Here is a 17,897-nt window from a genome sequence, read left to right on the forward strand (position 1 = left end):
CCTATGAAGCAACGGATTAATCACAAAATGGACGGAGGGTTTCTTTTTGCATAGTGAATAAGTGTTCGATTTGTTCATATGTATTACGTGCGATCGATAATTCTGGCAGCTTATCTTTTTGAAAAAAGGCTGCATGGTCTGTTTCTGTTCCACCTTTGAGGTCGCCATCCTCCCAATTACAGGCGATGAAAATCTTATAGATATGAGAGGCCATTGGCGGGTGAGGATGCTTGTGCATGTCCACAACCCCCAACAGCTGATTTGCTGCTACTTCAATACCTGCTTCTTCATATACCTCTTTGGCAGCAACTTCCTTAGGGGAAAAGCCGATATCTGCCCATCCGCCTGGCAATGCCCACTTACCATCCGATTTTTCCTGGACAAACAATAATTCTCCTTCATGAAAAACTACCGCGCGAATATCGACCTTCGGTGTCTGGTAGCCTGTTTCATTGGTGAATAAATTGATGATTTTTTCCATCGGTTCCTCGGTATATTCTTCGAGAATCTCTGTACTTAACTCGCGTAGACGCTGATAACGTTCGACGTCATAAACATCTTTTGCATAGGCTAGTCCCGCTTGCGAAATCGCCTGTATTTCTTTGGCCCATGTCAACCATTTATCAGACATAATACTTCTCTCCCTGGTTACTTTTTTCGGTATGTAAGTATCAGCATACCGGTGGAAAATGGCTTCGCTTCGTATAACTCCAGCTGCTGTTCTACATCATTCTTCTTTTCAAATAGCGGGTTGCCGCCTTCCAATCATAGTAGGCTGGATGGCGACTTGATATATTTGTTGCAAACGTATACATCTCCATCATATAATAGATGTAACGAAAAAAGAAGGGACTGAAGAATAGAGCGATGAAGTACTAATCCTATTGCTTAAACGAGATATGAATAATAAATTCACTCGTTCTGAGATGGGGTTAGTCTGTCCAAAACAGGATATCATTGCTTGATCAGTCGTAGTACGGAGAATTATTCTCTTCTACCTAACTGCAGATGGAATGATTATGACACCACTTCTCTGAACCATCAGGGAGGTTTTTTTATGCTTTTAATGAGAGCGATGAACATTCAATATAGTATCGGCCCATGCCGGTTACTGGATATAGAGGAACTTAAAATACATTCAGGTGAGCGAATTGGACTGGTCGGGAAGAATGGGCAGGGTAAAACGCTGCTGTTGAATTATTTGGCAGGAAAAACGGAAATTGAGCCGCAGGTTGAGTTTCATACAGACTATAGCTGGTTTCAGCAGTTGGGAGATTTAGAAAACCATGATAATGAATGGAAGACATTAAGTGGCGGAGAAAAGACTTTAGCAAAGTTGGAGCAGCTATTTGCTGAAAAAAGTGATCTCTTATTTTTAGATGAGCCGACCAACAACCTGGATTGGCAGCATATCGAACAACTGGAGCGGAAGTTAGAAAGTCATCAAGGAGCATTTTTGATTGTATCCCATGATCGTAGTCTGCTGGATAAGGTATGTACAAGGATATGGCATATGGAAGATGGGAACATAACCAGCTACCAGGGAGATTACAGTTTCTATGCCGAACAAAAAGAATTGGAATATCAACAACAGCAGGAAGCCCATGAAAAATATTTGAAAGAGAAGAAGCGATTGACTGAACGTTTGACTAAGAAACGTAATCAGGCAAAGGGTATGCGTAAACCACCGGCGAGGATGGGGAACTCGGAATGGCAGCTTGGCAAAAATAAAGCCGCCGGCCAGCAAAAGAAAATCGAACGAGTATCAAAAAATATAGAAAACCGGATTGAAAGACTGGAAAAAGTAGATAAACCTTTCGAGTGGGAGGAAGTGAAAATGGACTATGTCCTGCACTCGCCAGTTCACCGGAAACAGTTATTGATGGCGAAAGAGGTGTACGGGTCGGTGGCAGGGCGAAAGTTGTACCAGGTTCCTGCTCTCAAGTTAAAAAGTGGTTCGAAAACCGCCTTGATTGGTGCGAATGGTAGTGGTAAAACTACGTTGATCCAGCAGTTGCTTAATGGAGGAGAAACGATCGATTTCGCTGCTCAGGCGAAAATCGGGCATTTTGATCAGATACTGGAAAACCTGCCGGTGCAGGAAACAGTACTGCAGTTTGTGCAAGCGACCAGTCAGCTTCCCGAGCATTTATTGAGGATTATTCTTGGAAGGCTGCGATTTAAAGCGGACGATGTCCATAAACCGATCGGCGTCTTGAGTGGCGGCGAACAGGTCAAAGTGGCTTTGGCCCGGTTGTTGACTGGTGATTTTAACTTTTTGATACTCGATGAACCTACCAACCATCTGGATCTGGAGGCGATCGAAGCGCTGGAAGGTCTGGTACGGGATTACCCAGGTACAATCTTATACGTTACACATGATAGGCGATTTGTTGATCGTACGGCAACCCATCTCTGGGTGCTGGAAAAACAAACCGTCCATAGTTTTGAAGGCGGTATGCAAGAATATGAAGAAGCGAAAGAAAAGCCAAAAGAGGTAGATGAGCATGAGTATGATCTGATGACTTTGGAAACGAAACTGACAGAGCTGATCAGCAAAATCAGTATGGCTCCCCAAGGTGTAGATAACAGCGACCTGGAGGATGAATATCAGCAAGTGCTGGAACAAATAAGAAAATTGAGGAATAGCTGATCAGGATGATTATCCGATCCCTTTAACCAAGTGATGACTGTAGTCACCTCCTCCTACTCGATTTTACCGGGTATAAAGAAACTTTGTACGGATCAGTTTTTGAAGAGCTACGTGGCTAATGGCAATAGCAGCTGCTAATAACAAGGAAAGTAAGATCGAGGTCATCCAAAGACTTTGGAGTGTATCTATGTTCCAAAGCAGTAATACGAAAAATCCGAATGTTCCTATTTCAATTAGCAACGCTATAAGGCTGATAAAACGTGATTTGAATACCTCCTGTTCATCTGTCCAATTGAGTTTCGGGTCATTCAAATCGAGCGCTGTACCTACGAGACAAGTGAACCAGCTTGCTAATAACGTCAATGTAATCCAGGCGATAAATAACAAGGGGGGCATCTGAATAATCGTCAGACCTACTACTGCTAATAAAATGATTGAAAGCAGATTAATCAGCCAGGCAGTCATCACTTTACTGAAAATCACGCTCTGTGCCGGGATAGGCAAATACAAATTAGCGGGCCAGCTTCTTCCATCTCGCGAGACAGATGAATAAGAGGCAGGGTTTACACCTAATAGGAATAACGTAAAGATGAATAGAAGCAATAAAGAGGTTTTTTTTCCAAACTGTTCTAACAGTGAGCTGAGAGCACCAAAAGAGCCGGATGAACTTTCAAACAGCAAAATAACAATCAGAAAGACTGGACCGAACAGGCTTTGAACAATAATTTGCATAAAAAATGTCGGTGTTCTGAAGATGGTTCGTAACTCTTTCAAAAGCAATGCCAAAAACACGGGCTGTGCTTTAATTTTTTTAGCGGCTTTCCCCGAATCGAATGTCTTCGTACTTCCTGTTGTCAGACCAAGCACACCTTTGAAATAAAGTTTTTGACCAGCAGTCAGGAATAGGAAAATCCCACCCGTAGAAATAGTCAGCATCAACACTAAAAATATTAATCCGTTCAGATTTTCTGCATTCTGTAAAGCCATGGTGCTGAAGTAAACGGGAGGGATCATTCCCGTGATTACCTGTAATAATCCATTTTGCTGCGCAATGAGTTGTGCGGCTCCTTCAGCGGTCTGCGTGGGGTTTTGATTCAGACGGATGATGATGTTGAATCCGATGATGAATACAAAAGTTAACAAACCGGCGAACACTTTAGTACGATCTTTATTTTTGGCGATATTGGCAAAACGCATAAAAAACATCAAAAGGATGGCCATAATCGTAAAGGGGATGACTGGGAATACAACAAATAGTAATAGTGCATATATGTAATAGATGAATCCTGCCCCGCTATGAATGCCATATAATGTCAAAATAGGGACCATCAGTACACCACTCGTTAGATAAAGGTTGATGAATGGGGCAGCTGCTTTCCCTGCCAGCAACTGGTAGGGATAAAAAGGATAAGGAATAAAGCCTTCGATGTCTTCTGCAAAATAAAAGGAGCTTAAAATCGAGCTCATACTTACGAACAACAGTACGATTGTCATGCCTGCGAACAAAAGACCCAGAATAGCGTTTTCATTTCCTGAAGGGGCAAGCTGGGTATATAATGTTTCAACAGTGACATTCAAGAAACTGATGATGATCCCTGAAAAGGGAATCAAAAATACACCTAACAATACATATCCTATTTTTTCCCCGCTGCTCTTGCCTGTCATAGAATATTGCATTTTTAACATCGTTCGTATTAAACGGAGCGTCTTATTCATGATTTGTCAGCTCCAGGAAGACTTTCTCCAGGGTCTCGTCAGCTTCGAATTTTTCCTTCATTTCTTTCATTTCACCTCTGAATTGGAGTCTCCCTTTATTGATGATAGCTACTTCGTCACATAATTGCTCCACTACTTCCAGGACATGGGTGGAAAAGAAGACCGTGTTCCCTTTGGCAGCATGTTCTCTCATCATTTCTTTAAGCGTAAAGGACGACTTAGGGTCAAGGCCGGATAATGGTTCATCAAGAATCCAAACATCAGGGTCGTGAAGCAAAACACCGCTAACGACAACTTTTTGCCTCATCCCATGGGAATAGGTTTGGATATGGTCGTCAAGCGCTTCGAATATCCCAAAACTTTTAGTCAGATGCTCGATTTTTTCTTCGCGGATATTTTTTGGAATTTCAAATATATCTCCGATGAAGTTCAAATATTCGATTCCTTTTAAACGTAGGAAAATATCCGGGCTGTCTGGTACGTATCCAAAAGTTTTCTTCGCTTTCATCGGGTGGCTGGCAATATCATGACCGTTCACGGTGATTGTACCTTCGTCGATTGGGAGTATACCGGTTATCATTTTTATCGTTGTTGATTTACCAGCTCCATTCGGACCAAGGAAGCCGAAGATTTTCCCATCGGGTACGACTAAGTCCAGGTTTTTGACTGCAGTCTTTCCGGCGTATTCTTTCGTCACATTATTAATCGTTATCAACTGAATCCCACCTTCTTTATTTTCCCTTATACGTACGATTTCCCCGGAAATATGTTTCATCGTGCTTTTAAGTAAGGGTTAGGAAGAAGTAATTAAGTCAAAAATAGAACCATCATATATTCATCAAAATAACTATTGCGAGTCTTGATGGCATTTTTTTCTGTACCAAAAACAGTAAAGCCGAGCGATTGATATAAACGGACAGCTGGTTCATTAGTAGACACTACGCCTAAAAGCAACTGTTCAATTCCGACTTGCTTTGCATCTTCAATGGCTTGCTGGAGCAGCCATTTGCCTGTATTTTTTCCACGAAAATGAGGGGTTACATACATGGCAAGGATATCGGCTTTATGTGCAAACTTTTGATGGGTTTGGCGTAGCATGGTAACGGTCCCGATAAGCCTGGAATTCATGAAAGCTCCGTAAGTAAAATTATGTTCATTAGTCATTCTGTCTGCTGCTTGAGCGATCGGATTGTCTTTGGCGAGAGCGTCTTCATATGTAGTAATAAAGGCATCGGGTGAAGTTTGCAGCGCTTCTAAACGAAGCTCCCAATAAGCTGCGGCATCTTCTGCATTCAAACGACGTATTTCCATAGTTATCCACCTCTTATGTTTTATAGAATACAGTAGCTTATCTTTTTGTTATTGTAAATAGAGAAAAAGTTAAATCAGAGCCTGGCGGGGATTCCGTTGAGGGCTGTTAACACCTCAGCAACCAATTTTGTGCCGTTTCGCACTGAACCTGATACAATTGCGTATGGTTAGCTTATCACATTATATTTCGTTAATATCTATACTAGTTGAAGGATATTGAAATGCAGGAAAGAGGGGAAAAGTATATGATCAAAAGAAAAAGTAAACGGGAAATCGAGTTAATGCACGAAGCCGGTAAGCTGCTGGCAGAGGTCCATAAGGAATTACGGACATTTATCAAGCCCGGAATCACGACTATGGATATAGAAAATTTTGTCGAGGAGTATTTAGAAAAGCATGGAGCGACAGCCGAGCAAAAAGGATATCAAGGGTATGAATACGCCACCTGTGCTTCCATCAACGATGAAATTTGTCATGGCTTTCCTCGGAAAGAAGAATTGAAGGATGGAGATATCGTCACCGTTGATATGGTAATACGTTTGAATGGTGGATTAGCTGATTCCGCGTGGACCCATCCGGTCGGAAAAATCAGCGAGGAATCTCAAAAACTGATGAATGTTACAAAAACCTCCCTATATAAAGGAATTGAGCAGGCACAAGTCGGGAAGCGAATTGGTGATATCGGACATGCGATTCAAAGCTATGTCGAAGGGGAAGGCTACTCCGTTGTCCGTGACTTCACGGGACATGGCATCGGTGAAACAATTCATGAGGATCCTTACATTCCGCATTTTGGTGAAGCGGGAAAAGGAGCCCGCTTAAAAGAAGGAATGGTCATTACGATCGAGCCGATGGTGAATATCGGCGGTTGGGAAAGCAAAATGGACACCAATAACTGGACGGCTCGGACTGTAGATGGTTCGCTGTCTGCCCAATATGAACATACGGTAGCAATTACTGCTGATGGCCCGGTGATTTTAACCGAACAGGAAGAAGAATAAAAGAAAGCTGTCCCGGAAAGGTGGGCGTAAAATCACCTTCAGGGACAGCTTTTTTACATAATTATCTTGTTTCCTGGGGCTGGCGGACATCTGTATGCTTCTGCAGAAATTCGAGACGTTTCCTCCATAGTTCGTTAGCATGGTCCCCAATCCATATCAAGTGGCTATCAGAAGGCACCTCATATATTTCGCTATGGGTAACCAGTGATTGGAGTAGTATCGCGTTCGAGTAATGGACGCTGCCGTCTTTTTGAGAGTACATACCGAGTACAGGTACTGTAAGTTTTGAAAGGTCGATAGGGTCATGGTCTAAATCAGCAGAAAAGCCTTTTCCGGATTGGGAAGTGGCGAGCATGTCATAGACAAATCTCCGGTCTTGTTTTGATAGACCACTTAATAGCTTTTCTGGATCTTCAGTAGTCAATTCTTTTAACATCAGCTTCATCACTAAGTCAGGCTGGACCTTTAAAAGTCCTCGTAACCCTTTCCATACAATTGAGCCGGCTGGTCCGAATAACAGCTTTCCTTTACGCTTGAACCGTACTTCCCAGGGAGTTACGAGTGCTGCTTCGAGCGTCAGTGTTTTTATCCGAAATGGATAGCGGTAAGCAAGCGCAAGTCCAGTAGGACCGGCGGCAGATACAGCAATGACATGGACTGTGGGGATTGCCAGGTGATCAAGGACTTCAATCAATGTATCTGCGAAGTCTTCGGGTTTCTTCCCGGTTTTGATATCTGTCTTATCATAGCCGGGCCGTGAAACTGTCAATAAGGTATATCCTTCATGGATGAGGCTTCGGTGTGAAAGATCTGTGTCCCGGCTGCAATGCCCGCCTTTTAATAATAATATGACAGGACCATTGCCTTCATAACTGAACTCAACCCGCCCTTTGGAAGTTTCAAGTAAAATCTGCTTCATCCTAACACCCTTCCTTATTGGTTATCGCTACACTAAATATAAGCTATAATAGAAGAAAATGAAATACCTGATAATTCTGAAATAGGAGGAGTTTTCATGCGAATCGTGTCGTTATGTCCCAGTAATACCGAACTTCTTGCATACCTGGGAAAAACGGAGTGGCTGGAAGGGGTAGATGATTATTCCGATTGGCCGGCAGAAATCAAACACCTTCCGCGTGTAGGGCCGGATTTATCGATAGATATGGATAAAGTCGCAGCGCTTGAGCCGGATCTGGTGCTGGCCTCATTAAGCGTACCGGGGATGGAGAAGAATATAGAAGCATTGGATAGCAAAGGGCTGCCATATATTATCTTAAACCCAAATACATTAACAGAAATTGCCGATGATTTGATTACAGTTGGAGAAGCAATCGGTATAGAGGCAACTGCGAAAGAAAAGAGAGAGGAATTTCTGGGAAGTATTGAAAAATACCAGGAACGTACAGGAAGAGTGACAGAGCAGCCTGCTTTATATTGGGAATGGTGGCCGAAGCCTATTTTCACCCCTGGAAAAGCGAACTGGCTTACCGAAATAAGTGAACTGGCCGGTGGGTATAATATTTTTCAGACAGAAGCAGGAGCGAATATCCAAACCGATTGGGAGGATGTGCTGCAACGGAATCCTGACCACATCTGTATGGTGTGGGTAGGTGTAAAAGAAGAAAAAATGAACCCGGAGCTTGTGAAAAAGCGTCCGGGCTGGAAGGAAATGACGGCAGTGAAGCATGATCAGATCCATGTCCTGGAGGAATCGCTATATTGCCGTCCGTCTCCGCGTTTGTTAGAAGGATTGAAAAAGCTTTCGGATATTATTCATCTTGAAACTTTCCGGGATTAATGGGGCTTACGTTTATGTTTCGGTATCGCCAGCTCCCGGAAGTTATCGGCAAGTTCATTCAACTGCCTGGTGAGTGTTTCACCTTCCATTGGCAGACCGTGGCCGGTTATTGCGACAGAAGGGTTCAGTTCAGCCAACCGCTTGACAGATGCTTCTGCCTCTTTCCAGTTTGGAGTTTGGAAAGCAGGGGGTCCATGGACATGCTGTATCTGGGTAATCACCGAAAGATAAGATTCAGTTTTTTCTGTCGTAAATGCGTCCCCGGCAATTAAAGTACGGTCCTTTTCCCGAAATAAGGAAATATGACCAGGAGTATGACCTGGCGTATGAATATATTTCCAGTCAGGTAGATGGGGGAGTGATCCATCTTCTGGCAGCTTTTCTGCGTACCTGGCAAGATTTATTCCTCGTGTAGGGAAAAAGGGGGATAACAAGGAAATGGTCCCACCACCTACAGTGGAATCCCCTACCGGGTAATCCCGTCTGCCTATGACATAATCCCATTCCATCGGATGGACGAAAATCGGTACATCCCAAAGCTTGCAAAGGTATTTGGCTGAGCCGACGTGGTCAAAGTGACCATGGGTCAGAATAATAGCTTTTGGCGGACGATCACCAAATCGTTTTTCACAGGCAGTCTGGATTCGTTCACCGTAGCGGGCGATCCCCGTATCAACAAGCACCCAGTCATCAGTGTTTTCTTTTCCGATCATACACACATTGGCGACCAGGGTCTGGTAAATGGCCAGATCTTCTTTTATGATGTCCGGTTCTGCGTGGTCCATTTTCCATCCGGCTTCCAAATGTTCCTGATGTTTATCCATGTTTTATGCTCCTCGTTTTCTTTTAGCATTGATAGAAAGCAGGGAAGTTATGCATGAAAAGGGCATCAGGCTTTTTTTGTAATCGTTTTGCCGGTTAAACCATAGAGAATAGTCAGGACCGGGCTTAGAAGGCAAAAGAATGCGAACGGCAGGTAATCGATAACCGCTACTCCCAAAACGTCAGCAAGGAAGACACCACAGACACTCCAGGGTACGAGTGGATTGATGACTGTCCCTGCATCTTCCAGCGTTCGCGATAAGTTTTTTCTGGCTAGATTCGCCCGGTCATATATATCCTGATAGGCCTCCCCTGTTAAAAGGATCGATAGGTACTGTTCACCGATAAAGACATTAATTCCTATTGCGGTAAACGCTGTCGATAATGTTATGGAGCGGACGGACTGCAGCATTTGTTGCACGTGGTACAGCACGGATGGAATGATACCGGTCACAAACATCAATCCGCCAAGCGTAAGGGCAAGAATGACAAGTGATATGGTGAACAGCATGCTGTCGATTCCGCCTCTGGAAAGCATTTCATTGATTATTTCATTGCTGGTACTTGCACTGTAACCGCTGAACCAGGTACTCCATAACTCACTCCATGACAGGGTATTCCGAAAGCCTGCGATTAGGGATGCCGTAATACTGCTCACTGCTAATGCAACAAAAGCTGGTCTTTTTGTGACAGTCATCGCTAATAAAACAAGGACTGGAATCCAGGAACTCCAATGCACCAATCCTGATTCATTTAAGGTATTATGAATGGCAGCTAAATTTTCTGACTGCACACGCTGTTTTGGGGATAAAACAGCAAACAGAATAAACGAAATGATAAAGGCTGGAATCGTCGTCCAGGTCATGTTTTTAATATGGGCAAATAAATCCACTTTTACTACTGTTGATGCAAGATTGGTCGTATCAGATAACGGGGACATTTTATCTCCGAAGAACGCCCCTGAAACAATAGCACCTGCTGTCATTGCCAAAGATGCGTCCATTGTCTGGGCTACTCCAAGAAATGCTACTCCAAGTGTCGCACTGGTTGTGAATGAGCTGCCCAGTGCGACACCGGTGATCGCGGTGATCGTAAAAACGATGGCTAAGAACCAGGGGCCTCCTGCTAAAGAAAAAGAAACATCCATTAATGCTGGAATTGTACCGCTTGCCATCCAGCTGCTGATCAGAATTCCAATCAAAAAGAAGATAAGTACAGCACCCATCCCTGATTGGGCACCCTGTACCATTCCTTCCTGCAGCCGGGCAAAGGTGAACTTTCTAATAAATCCGTAGGCAGTCATTAAAAGTACTGCCATTAAAATCGGCACATGGGGCACACTCTGCATTTCAATGATAAAGAAACTGATTAAAGCTACGATAAGGAGCAGCATTCCGATTGATTCTATTATCCCTGGTAGTTTTTTAGGCTGTAAATGAAGCATAATGATTCCTCCTATATTCAAAACGTAAGCTTAATAACACACAAAAGGCTTCATCCCTGAATAGGGACGAAGCCTGGCTCCGCGGTACCACCCTGATTGATGAACGATCATCCGCTCTTTCTAAAAGAACACATCATCTTGACGAACTCTGTAATTCGAATGGAAAGAAACCTGGATTCTCAGCTGCCATCCAGTCTCTGATGCTGTATCTGTCCCACCTACTGTGGAGTTACTGATGCATTTCTTTTACACTTAAACGCTTTTATGTTGTAAAGTAAATATAAAGGATAGAAGAGAAGTTTGTCAATGCATTTTCGTATTGACATTTTTTACTATTGAGCTTAATCCTCATATGTTCTTTCAAGATAAGTTATAATTGTGTATAATAGTGGAAATTTTCTTGATAGTGGGTGAAGGGCTTGGAACCTAATACTGTTGCTGTAACAAATCAATCTGAACGCTTGACGATGCTTAAACGGGGAGTTGGGGCAGGATTCCCGATCATGCTCGGCTATTTGCCGATTGCGATTACATACGGAGTTTTGGCGAGACAATCCGGTCTTTCTAATCTGGAGTTGACCCTGATGAGTATTCTTGTTTTCGCGGGAGCTGCTCAGTTCATGGGAGCTAATATGATTGCGTTAGGTACGGGAATGGTCGAAATTGTTATTGCTACTTTCGTGTTGAATTTCCGTCATTTTGTCATGAGTCTTTCGTTCATGAACCGCCTGAGGGAAGTTAGCTTGAAGTGGAAAGTCCCCTTATCACTCGGTTTAACCGATGAAACTTTTACGGTTTCTTCCCTTCATGCCAAAGAGGCAAAGGAGCCCCATGGAACATGGTTTTATGGAGCATTGATTCTTACTGCTTATATATCGTGGGTAGGCGGTTCCTTTTTAGGCGGTGTATTGGGGGATGTGATTCCAGGCAGACTTAGCCAAAGTATGGGTATTGCCTTGTATGCCATGTTCATCGGTTTACTGATACCATCCGTAAAAAAAGAGACAAGGGTGGCACTGATAGCTTTGCTGGCGATGCTGATCAATTTCTTTTTCTCGCTATTCATCAGTGATGGATGGGCGATAGTACTTGGCACAATTATTGGCGGGGGCTGCGGCGTCTTCCTGCTGAAAGAAGGAGAGGAAGCAGCATGATGTGGGTGATCATCGGGATGGCAATAGTCACGGCTGTACCGAGATTTTTGCCAGCTTTTATTGTGGATAAGTTGAATTTCCCAAGTTGGGTGGACCGATGGCTGAACGCGATTCCTTACGCCGCATTAGGTGCATTGATTTTTCCAGGGATTATGACAGTGAAACCGGATGCTCCTCATGTCGGTATAATCGGTGGGACGGTCGCCATTGCATTAGCATGGTTCGGGATGAATATTATCTTAGTGGTGATAGGGGCGATTGCTACCGTATTTTTGGTGACTCTCTAGTCACGCGCCCTGTTGCGATGCATATAGTGTAGAGATTATTCCTATAAAGGAGTTTGATCGTATATGGATCGACAACAAGGAGGATTTTTTTCTAACTTGCCTGGGTTTGGCGGAGGTTTTGGCCAAGGGCAAGGTCCTGGCAGCTTTCCTGGTTTCGGCCCTGGGGGAGGCGGTTTTCCAGGCCAGGGTCCAGGCGGGTTCCCTGGTGGCCCGGGCGGATTTCCGGGTCAGGGCCCAGGCGGATTTCCCGGCCAGGGACCGGGCGGTGCTCAAGGGCAGACGATGCAATTACCACCACCGCCAACAGATGTGCCACTATTTGGTGCCCAGTCATTCCAAGGCGGACCCGGTGTATATGCTGTAGACCCTGGCGCTTTTTACGGCTGCCTGTTCCGGATGACAAGGGTAAGACTGCGTAACGGACAAAGATTTTGGTTCTATCCTGTATTCATCGGGCGTCAGTCTGTTGCCGGTTATCGTTGGCGGCCACGCCGCAGGCAATGGGTTTATTTTGGCATAGATACGGATCGAATTGTTACCTTCCAATGTTAACTAGTAAGAAAGCTGACAGCAGTATCAACCATGCTGCTGTCGGTATTCATAACCAGTGTTTGAAGGAGGATCTACTATGTTTCATGTGAGAAAAGCAGTTTTTGAAGATGCTGAACAAATCGCTCATGTGCATGTCAGCAGCTGGAAATCTACATACAAAGATTTGATAGACGAAAAGGATATGAGTAATATAACCGTGGAAAACCGAATCGCTCTATGGGAGACCGTTTTGAAAGTCCCTGTCAATGGTCAAGTCGCTCTCGTTGTGGAAAACGAGGCAGGAGAGGTAGTAGGCTTTGTCTCAGGGGGAAAAGAAAGGACGAAGCACTATGGTTACGATGGTGAAATTTACGCTATTTATCTGTTAGATTCCTATCAAAGGCAAGGTATCGGCGGGTTGCTGTTAGAAGCTTTTGGAAATGAAATGAAGGAGGCTGGTTACGAATCGTTGCTCGTATGGGTGCTGACTCACAATCCTTCTAGCGATTTTTATCGCAAACATGGTGCTAAGCTTGTGGAGGCAGAAACCGTTACCATAGGAGAAGGGACGTATGAAGAAACAGCTTTCGGATGGAAAAAGATTGATGAACTGATAGAACGGTTTGCTTCACAAAGTAAACAGATTTAATCAAATGCAGGCACCTCCTGGCAAGAAGCACGGAGGTGCTTTTTTAATACTCCTGTCAAAAATTTCACACACGGAAGCCATGGATCCGTAACTTTTCGGGAACCATGGCTTTATACTTCTTCTTCATATGGTTCAATGTGAATTTGCGCAAAACGAATATTGAGTTCTTCTTCCAGCATATCTTCAATCTCATCGGTGATATCATGGCCTTCCTGTACGGTGATGTGCGGATCGACAAGGATAGTTACATCAATCAAGATAATATTTCCCTGCAGCCGTCCTTTCACATCTTTAACCATCCATACCCCTGGGTTCTTAGAAATACAATGTCTGATATCCTGGAGCAGATTTTCATCGAAACCGTCCGTTAGTGTATGGGTCGAATCAGAAAAAATATCCCAGGCAGTTTTACATATAATGATTCCTACAATGAATCCGGCCAGGGGATCGAGCCAGTAAAGGCCGAACTGGGCACCAATGATTCCAACAAAAGCGCCGAGACTGACCAGTGCATCAGACCGATTATCCTGAGCAGCGGCATAGAGAGAAGCACTGCTGATTTTTTTAGATAATTTTATATTGAAGAGATAAACACCGATCATGACACCAGCACCCGCAAGTGCAGTCCAGGCTGTCACCATGTCCGGCTGACTGTAATCGCTCGTCCACATGCTCTGGAAAGTTCCGTATAGCACTTCGAAACCGACGGTCATCATAATGAAAGCAGCAATCAGGGAGGCTATCGTTTCTGCACGAAAATGGCCATAATGATGGTCTTCGTCTGGAGGTTTTCTGGAGATTTTCAGGCCGATCAATACTGCCAGAGATGCTATGATATCAGTGGTGTTATTCAGACCATCTGCTCGCAAAGCCGAGGAACCACCGATATAAGCAATGGTCAATTTCACCACTGCTAATAGCAGGTAGGCAATGATACTGATCCAGGCTCCTTTTTCTCCTTTTTTTAAATTGTCATATTCGTTCATAATACTGCCTCCGGAATTTAGGCTGTCAAGCATAAATAGCTTACCAAAGCCTGCTTGTGTAAGTCTAGAGAAACAATGATAGTCTGTCGCACAGTAGTTGTGATATGCCAATGTTTTTTGCAGTAGTCAAATAATGAAATAGATAAATTTGTAAAAAACGATTACTTTTCTGTTACAAGGGTATATACAAACCAGAATCATTATTGTTATAATATTTGAAATTTTATAAAAAAGGGGTGGGCTCGTGATTATTAAAGAGAATGTGATTATTGAAGGATATGTAGATGAAATGAAATTTTCTAAACCAGTACTCTTATCTTATAATCCGGAATCTGAAACACCCGAACAGGCACTTATAAGTTTTTATGATAGTCAGGCCAGAAATTTTGAAGAGTTGGCAATCCAACGTGGGTGGCAGGATGCCTACTGGACTTATCCAGCATATTATGAAATGGTGATTTAAAAGATAGGCATTGCATTGGCCGTACATGGTACAACCATGTACGGTTATTTGTATTTGGTGTGTATTTGTATTCAAAACCCCGGAAGATTCGTTATAATGAGGAGTAGACTGAATTACAGGATGGTAAAGCTATGATACGACAATTAATAACATTAATTATAGGACTTTTAGTATTAACAGGATGCCAGGAAGGTAATCAAACGGGTGCTCCAGAGCTTCGTATTGCTGCTGCTTCAAGCCTTGCCGGTGTAATGAAACCTATAGAAACAGATTTTGAAGAGCAAACCGGCATTCAATTAACCATGAACTTTGGTTCCTCTGGGACACTGGCACAGCAAATCGGACAAGGTGCCCCGAGTGATGTATATATATCTGCCAGCGAATATTGGATGAATGATGCTATCCAGAATGGTTTGATGGATGAAAAAAGTATAGTAAAGGTAATGTCCAATCGATTAGTGCTGGCGGTAAATGATGCTGGTGATATAGAACTTCAGGAGCTTCCAGCAGACACTGTATCCCAGATAGCTATTGGAGACCCTGCGAGCGTGCCGGTGGGAATGTATGCCAAACAGGCGTTGAAAAGTCTGGGATTATGGGAAAATGTCCAAGGAAAGCTGGTATATGGTAAAAATGCGCAGCAAGTAGCTGCATATGTTGAATCAGGCAATGTCGATGCCGGAATCGTTTATCAAAGTGATGCAATAAAGTCGGAAGAATTAAAGACAGCAGGTACAGTCAGCAATACTCATCACAAGGCAATCATCTATCCAGCGGGGATTGTCAAAGAATCTCAGCACAAAGAAGCCGCTGAAGAGTTCCTGAAATATTTACAGAGCGATGAAGCACAAAAGACTATAAAAGAGTTCGGGTTTGAACGATAAGGCAGGGTGTTACATATGGATCTATCTCCCTTGTGGTTATCCATCAGGATAGCCACAATTTCTACAGTCATAGTGTTCGCAGTTGGGACTCTTAGTGCAAGGTGGATGACACGCAGAAGTTTCACAGGCAAGCAAGTACTCGATGCCCTATTTTTACTACCCTTAGTGCTGCCCCCCACAGTAGTAGGCTTCGCGTTATTATATCTATTTGGTAAAAATGGATGGATCGGAAAATTGCTGCTTGAATGGTTTGACATCCAGATAGTGTTCACCTGGTATGCGGCTGTCATTGCTGCGATTGTCGTTTCCTTTCCATTGATGTATCAAAGCGCTGTTGCAGCTTTTTCTAAATATGACTATTCTTTGGAAAATGCCGCATATACCATGGGGGCTGGCCAGTGGCGGGTGTTCTGGACGATTTCTTTTCCGCTGGCCTGGCCGGGTCTGGTTGCAGGGCTTGTACTATCTTTCGCTCGTGCTCTTGGTGAATTTGGAGCGACTTTGATGCTGGCCGGCTATATTCCAGGTGTTACAGATACGCTGCCACTAGCGATTTATTTTTCAGTAGAAGCCGGGAATGAACACCAGGCGCTCGTCTGGGTCATCATCATGGTAGTTATCGGGTTTACGACGATATATTGGCTTAATAACTGGAACCAGCGCCCATGGAAAAAACACGTCGGTCGGAAGAGGTGAAGGGCATGTTAAAGGTAAACCTGGAAAAAAATCTGGCTCATTATAAGCTCGATGTCTCCTTTCAATTAGAGGATGAACTGGTGATTCTCTTTGGAAAATCCGGTTCTGGCAAAACGACACTACTAAATATGTTAGCCGGTCTGATCAAGCCCGAACAAGGAAAAATTCAACTCGGAAACCGCATGTTATTTGAAACAGGAAAAGTGGATCTTCCACCACAGCAACGAAATGTCGGTTATGTGTTCCAGGACTATGCCTTATTCCCCCATATGACCGTAGAGAAGAATATTTATTATGGGATAAAGTCAAAGCAACTATCCCATACTGGAGATCATGTGAAGCGCATGATCGACATCGTGGACATAAGCCACTTGTTAAGCAATTATCCAGGCGAAATTTCAGGTGGGGAAAAACAGCGGGTAGCACTCGTCCGGGCACTCGCATATCGTCCTGATCTGCTTTTGATGGACGAACCATTTTCCGCCCTTGATGAAAAAAACCGACTCCAGTGTCATGAAGAGATTCTGAGGCTAAAACAGGAATGGCAGATTCCAATCCTTCTTGTCACCCATGATCATGGGGAAGCAAGTAAGCTGGGTGATAGAATCGTACATATGGAGGAGGGGAAGGTAACCCAACAGACTTGAACAAGGTTCAAGTCTTTATTTTGCTATATATCTTGAAATGAAGAATCTTCGGTTTGAGTGTTATCCTGTGTGGGTACAGTGAAATGTGATGAGACAGTGCAGAACTGTCTGCACGTAATACAATAGGGTGAAAATACGTAAGGAGAGGTGAACGATGGTAAATGTTAAAGTAGCAGTAATTTATTATAGTTCAACCGGTACAAATTACAAGATGGCGAAATGGGCTGAAGATGCAGTCAAACAAGCCGGGGCGGAAGTGAAGTTGGTAAAGACTCCGGAACTTGCTCCTGCGGAGGCGATTGAACAGAATCCCGCCTGGAAAGAACATTATGAAACTACTAAAGAAGTTACAGAAGCAACGGTCGATGATCTGGAATGGGCAGATGCTTATATTTTCAGTGTACCGACCAGATTCGGTAATGTGCCGGCTCAATTCAAACAGTTTATGGACCAGGCCGGTGGTTTGTGGTTCCAGGGGAAACTTGTCAATAAAGTTGCCAGTGCTATGTCATCCGCTCAAAACCCTCATGGAGGTCAAGAGGCGACTATTCTTAACCTATACACCAGCTTGTTCCACTGGGGCGTATTGATTGCTGCTCCAGGTTATACCAATGACGCAGCATTCGCTTCTGGTGGTAACCCGTATGGTACAAGTGTGACTGTCGATGCCGAAGGCAATATGCAGGAAGACGTAGAGGAAGCGGTGCGAAACCAGGCATTGCGTACCCTTCAGGTCGCAGAAATGGTTGTAAAAGGACAGGAAAAATAAATATTCAGGAGAAGCGTCTCTATAAAGAGGCGCTTTTTTAATGCAGTAATTTAACGTGTTGAAATATTTTTGAAATCTTTTTGTAA

The 17,897-nt window shown here is 43.7% G+C and carries 20 protein-coding genes; 12 read left to right on the forward strand and 8 right to left on the reverse strand.

What is annotated here, in order from left to right:
• Positions 1–16: 16 nt before the first annotated feature.
• Positions 17–631 carry an NUDIX hydrolase gene (locus tag P855_RS0101375; protein WP_028781912.1) on the reverse strand — a complete coding sequence of 205 codons (615 nt, stop codon included), beginning with the start codon at positions 629–631 and terminating at the stop codon, positions 17–19.
• Positions 632–1,057: 426 nt separating this feature from the next.
• Between P855_RS0101375 and abc-f the strand changes: the two genes are divergently transcribed.
• Positions 1,058–2,653 carry a ribosomal protection-like ABC-F family protein gene (abc-f, locus tag P855_RS0101380; RefSeq protein ID WP_028781913.1) on the forward strand — a complete coding sequence of 532 codons (1,596 nt, stop codon included), beginning with the start codon at positions 1,058–1,060 and terminating at the stop codon, positions 2,651–2,653.
• A gap of 63 nt (positions 2,654–2,716) precedes the next feature.
• On the opposite strand, the gene P855_RS0101385 is transcribed toward abc-f, so the two are convergent.
• The 3 genes from P855_RS0101385 to P855_RS0101395 all read right to left on the reverse strand — a co-directional run bounded on the left by P855_RS0101385 (position 2,717) and on the right by P855_RS0101395 (position 5,680).
• Complete coding sequence (locus tag P855_RS0101385) at positions 2,717–4,369, reverse strand: putative ABC transporter permease subunit (RefSeq protein ID WP_028781914.1); 1,653 nt, start codon at positions 4,367–4,369, stop codon at positions 2,717–2,719.
• On the reverse strand, positions 4,362–5,084 hold the full coding sequence (locus P855_RS0101390) for an ABC transporter ATP-binding protein (RefSeq protein ID WP_028781915.1): 723 nt from the start codon (positions 5,082–5,084) through the stop codon (positions 4,362–4,364). The genes P855_RS0101385 and P855_RS0101390 overlap by 8 nt, the downstream gene beginning before the upstream one ends.
• A gap of 92 nt (positions 5,085–5,176) precedes the next feature.
• On the reverse strand, positions 5,177–5,680 hold the full coding sequence (locus P855_RS0101395) for a GNAT family N-acetyltransferase (RefSeq protein WP_028781916.1): 504 nt from the start codon (positions 5,678–5,680) through the stop codon (positions 5,177–5,179).
• Positions 5,681–5,925: 245 nt separating this feature from the next.
• Here P855_RS0101395 and map point away from each other — a divergent pair, with 245 nt between their 5' ends.
• Positions 5,926–6,681 (forward strand): type I methionyl aminopeptidase, encoded by a 756-nt coding sequence (gene map, locus P855_RS0101400; protein ID WP_028781917.1) that lies wholly within the window; start codon positions 5,926–5,928, stop codon positions 6,679–6,681.
• A gap of 61 nt (positions 6,682–6,742) precedes the next feature.
• Here map and P855_RS20215 read toward each other — a convergent pair whose 3' ends face one another.
• On the reverse strand, positions 6,743–7,600 hold the full coding sequence (locus P855_RS20215) for an alpha/beta fold hydrolase (RefSeq protein WP_051353037.1): 858 nt from the start codon (positions 7,598–7,600) through the stop codon (positions 6,743–6,745).
• Between the two features lie 96 nt (positions 7,601–7,696).
• Between P855_RS20215 and P855_RS0101410 the strand changes: the two genes are divergently transcribed.
• Entirely contained in the window at positions 7,697–8,479 is a 783-nt protein-coding gene (locus P855_RS0101410) for a cobalamin-binding protein (protein ID WP_028781918.1), read from the forward strand.
• On the opposite strand, the gene P855_RS0101415 is transcribed toward P855_RS0101410, so the two are convergent.
• Together P855_RS0101415 and nhaC are read right to left on the reverse strand one after the other, a co-directional pair.
• Positions 8,476–9,303: an MBL fold metallo-hydrolase gene (locus P855_RS0101415; RefSeq protein WP_028781919.1), complete on the reverse strand. Its 828-nt coding sequence runs from the start codon at positions 9,301–9,303 to the stop codon at positions 8,476–8,478. The genes P855_RS0101410 and P855_RS0101415 overlap by 4 nt on opposite strands.
• Positions 9,304–9,368: 65 nt before the next feature.
• Positions 9,369–10,745: a Na+/H+ antiporter NhaC gene (nhaC, locus tag P855_RS0101420; protein ID WP_028781920.1), complete on the reverse strand. Its 1,377-nt coding sequence runs from the start codon at positions 10,743–10,745 to the stop codon at positions 9,369–9,371.
• A gap of 467 nt (positions 10,746–11,212) precedes the next feature.
• Here nhaC and P855_RS0101425 point away from each other — a divergent pair, with 467 nt between their 5' ends.
• The 4 genes from P855_RS0101425 to P855_RS0101440 all read left to right on the forward strand — a co-directional run bounded on the left by P855_RS0101425 (position 11,213) and on the right by P855_RS0101440 (position 13,366).
• Positions 11,213–11,899, forward strand: coding sequence for an AzlC family ABC transporter permease (locus P855_RS0101425; protein ID WP_051353138.1), 687 nt, complete (start codon positions 11,213–11,215; stop codon positions 11,897–11,899).
• On the forward strand, positions 11,896–12,186 hold the full coding sequence (locus P855_RS0101430) for an AzlD domain-containing protein (protein WP_028781922.1): 291 nt from the start codon (positions 11,896–11,898) through the stop codon (positions 12,184–12,186). Before P855_RS0101425 ends, P855_RS0101430 begins: the two co-directional genes overlap by 4 nt.
• 63 nt (positions 12,187–12,249) lie before the next feature.
• Entirely contained in the window at positions 12,250–12,738 is a 489-nt protein-coding gene (locus P855_RS22200) for a hypothetical protein (protein ID WP_028781923.1), read from the forward strand.
• Between the two features lie 76 nt (positions 12,739–12,814).
• Positions 12,815–13,366 carry a GNAT family N-acetyltransferase gene (locus tag P855_RS0101440; protein ID WP_028781924.1) on the forward strand — a complete coding sequence of 184 codons (552 nt, stop codon included), beginning with the start codon at positions 12,815–12,817 and terminating at the stop codon, positions 13,364–13,366.
• A 110-nt stretch (positions 13,367–13,476) separates the two neighbouring features.
• Here the strand turns inward: P855_RS0101440 and P855_RS0101445 are convergent, their stop codons facing one another.
• A complete protein-coding gene (locus P855_RS0101445) occupies positions 13,477–14,352 on the reverse strand; it encodes a cation diffusion facilitator family transporter (protein ID WP_028781925.1) in 876 nt (291 codons plus the stop codon).
• A gap of 244 nt (positions 14,353–14,596) precedes the next feature.
• Between P855_RS0101445 and P855_RS0101450 the strand changes: the two genes are divergently transcribed.
• From P855_RS0101450 to wrbA, 5 genes are all read left to right on the forward strand, one after another.
• Positions 14,597–14,815 (forward strand): hypothetical protein, encoded by a 219-nt coding sequence (locus P855_RS0101450; protein ID WP_028781926.1) that lies wholly within the window; start codon positions 14,597–14,599, stop codon positions 14,813–14,815.
• Positions 14,816–14,946: 131 nt separating this feature from the next.
• Positions 14,947–15,699: a molybdate ABC transporter substrate-binding protein gene (gene modA / locus P855_RS0101455; protein WP_028781927.1), complete on the forward strand. Its 753-nt coding sequence runs from the start codon at positions 14,947–14,949 to the stop codon at positions 15,697–15,699.
• Positions 15,700–15,714: 15 nt separating this feature from the next.
• Entirely contained in the window at positions 15,715–16,395 is a 681-nt protein-coding gene (modB, locus tag P855_RS0101460) for a molybdate ABC transporter permease subunit (RefSeq protein WP_028781928.1), read from the forward strand.
• Between the two features lie 5 nt (positions 16,396–16,400).
• Positions 16,401–17,042 carry an ATP-binding cassette domain-containing protein gene (locus tag P855_RS0101465; RefSeq protein WP_028781929.1) on the forward strand — a complete coding sequence of 214 codons (642 nt, stop codon included), beginning with the start codon at positions 16,401–16,403 and terminating at the stop codon, positions 17,040–17,042.
• A gap of 154 nt (positions 17,043–17,196) precedes the next feature.
• Positions 17,197–17,811 (forward strand): NAD(P)H:quinone oxidoreductase, encoded by a 615-nt coding sequence (gene wrbA / locus P855_RS0101470; RefSeq protein ID WP_028781930.1) that lies wholly within the window; start codon positions 17,197–17,199, stop codon positions 17,809–17,811.
• The last annotated feature ends 86 nt before the right edge of the window (positions 17,812–17,897 follow it).

The sequence above is a fragment of the Thalassobacillus devorans MSP14 genome, from assembly GCF_000496835.1.
GTDB classification, from domain to species: Bacteria; Bacillota; Bacilli; order Bacillales; family Halobacillaceae; genus Thalassobacillus; species Thalassobacillus devorans_B.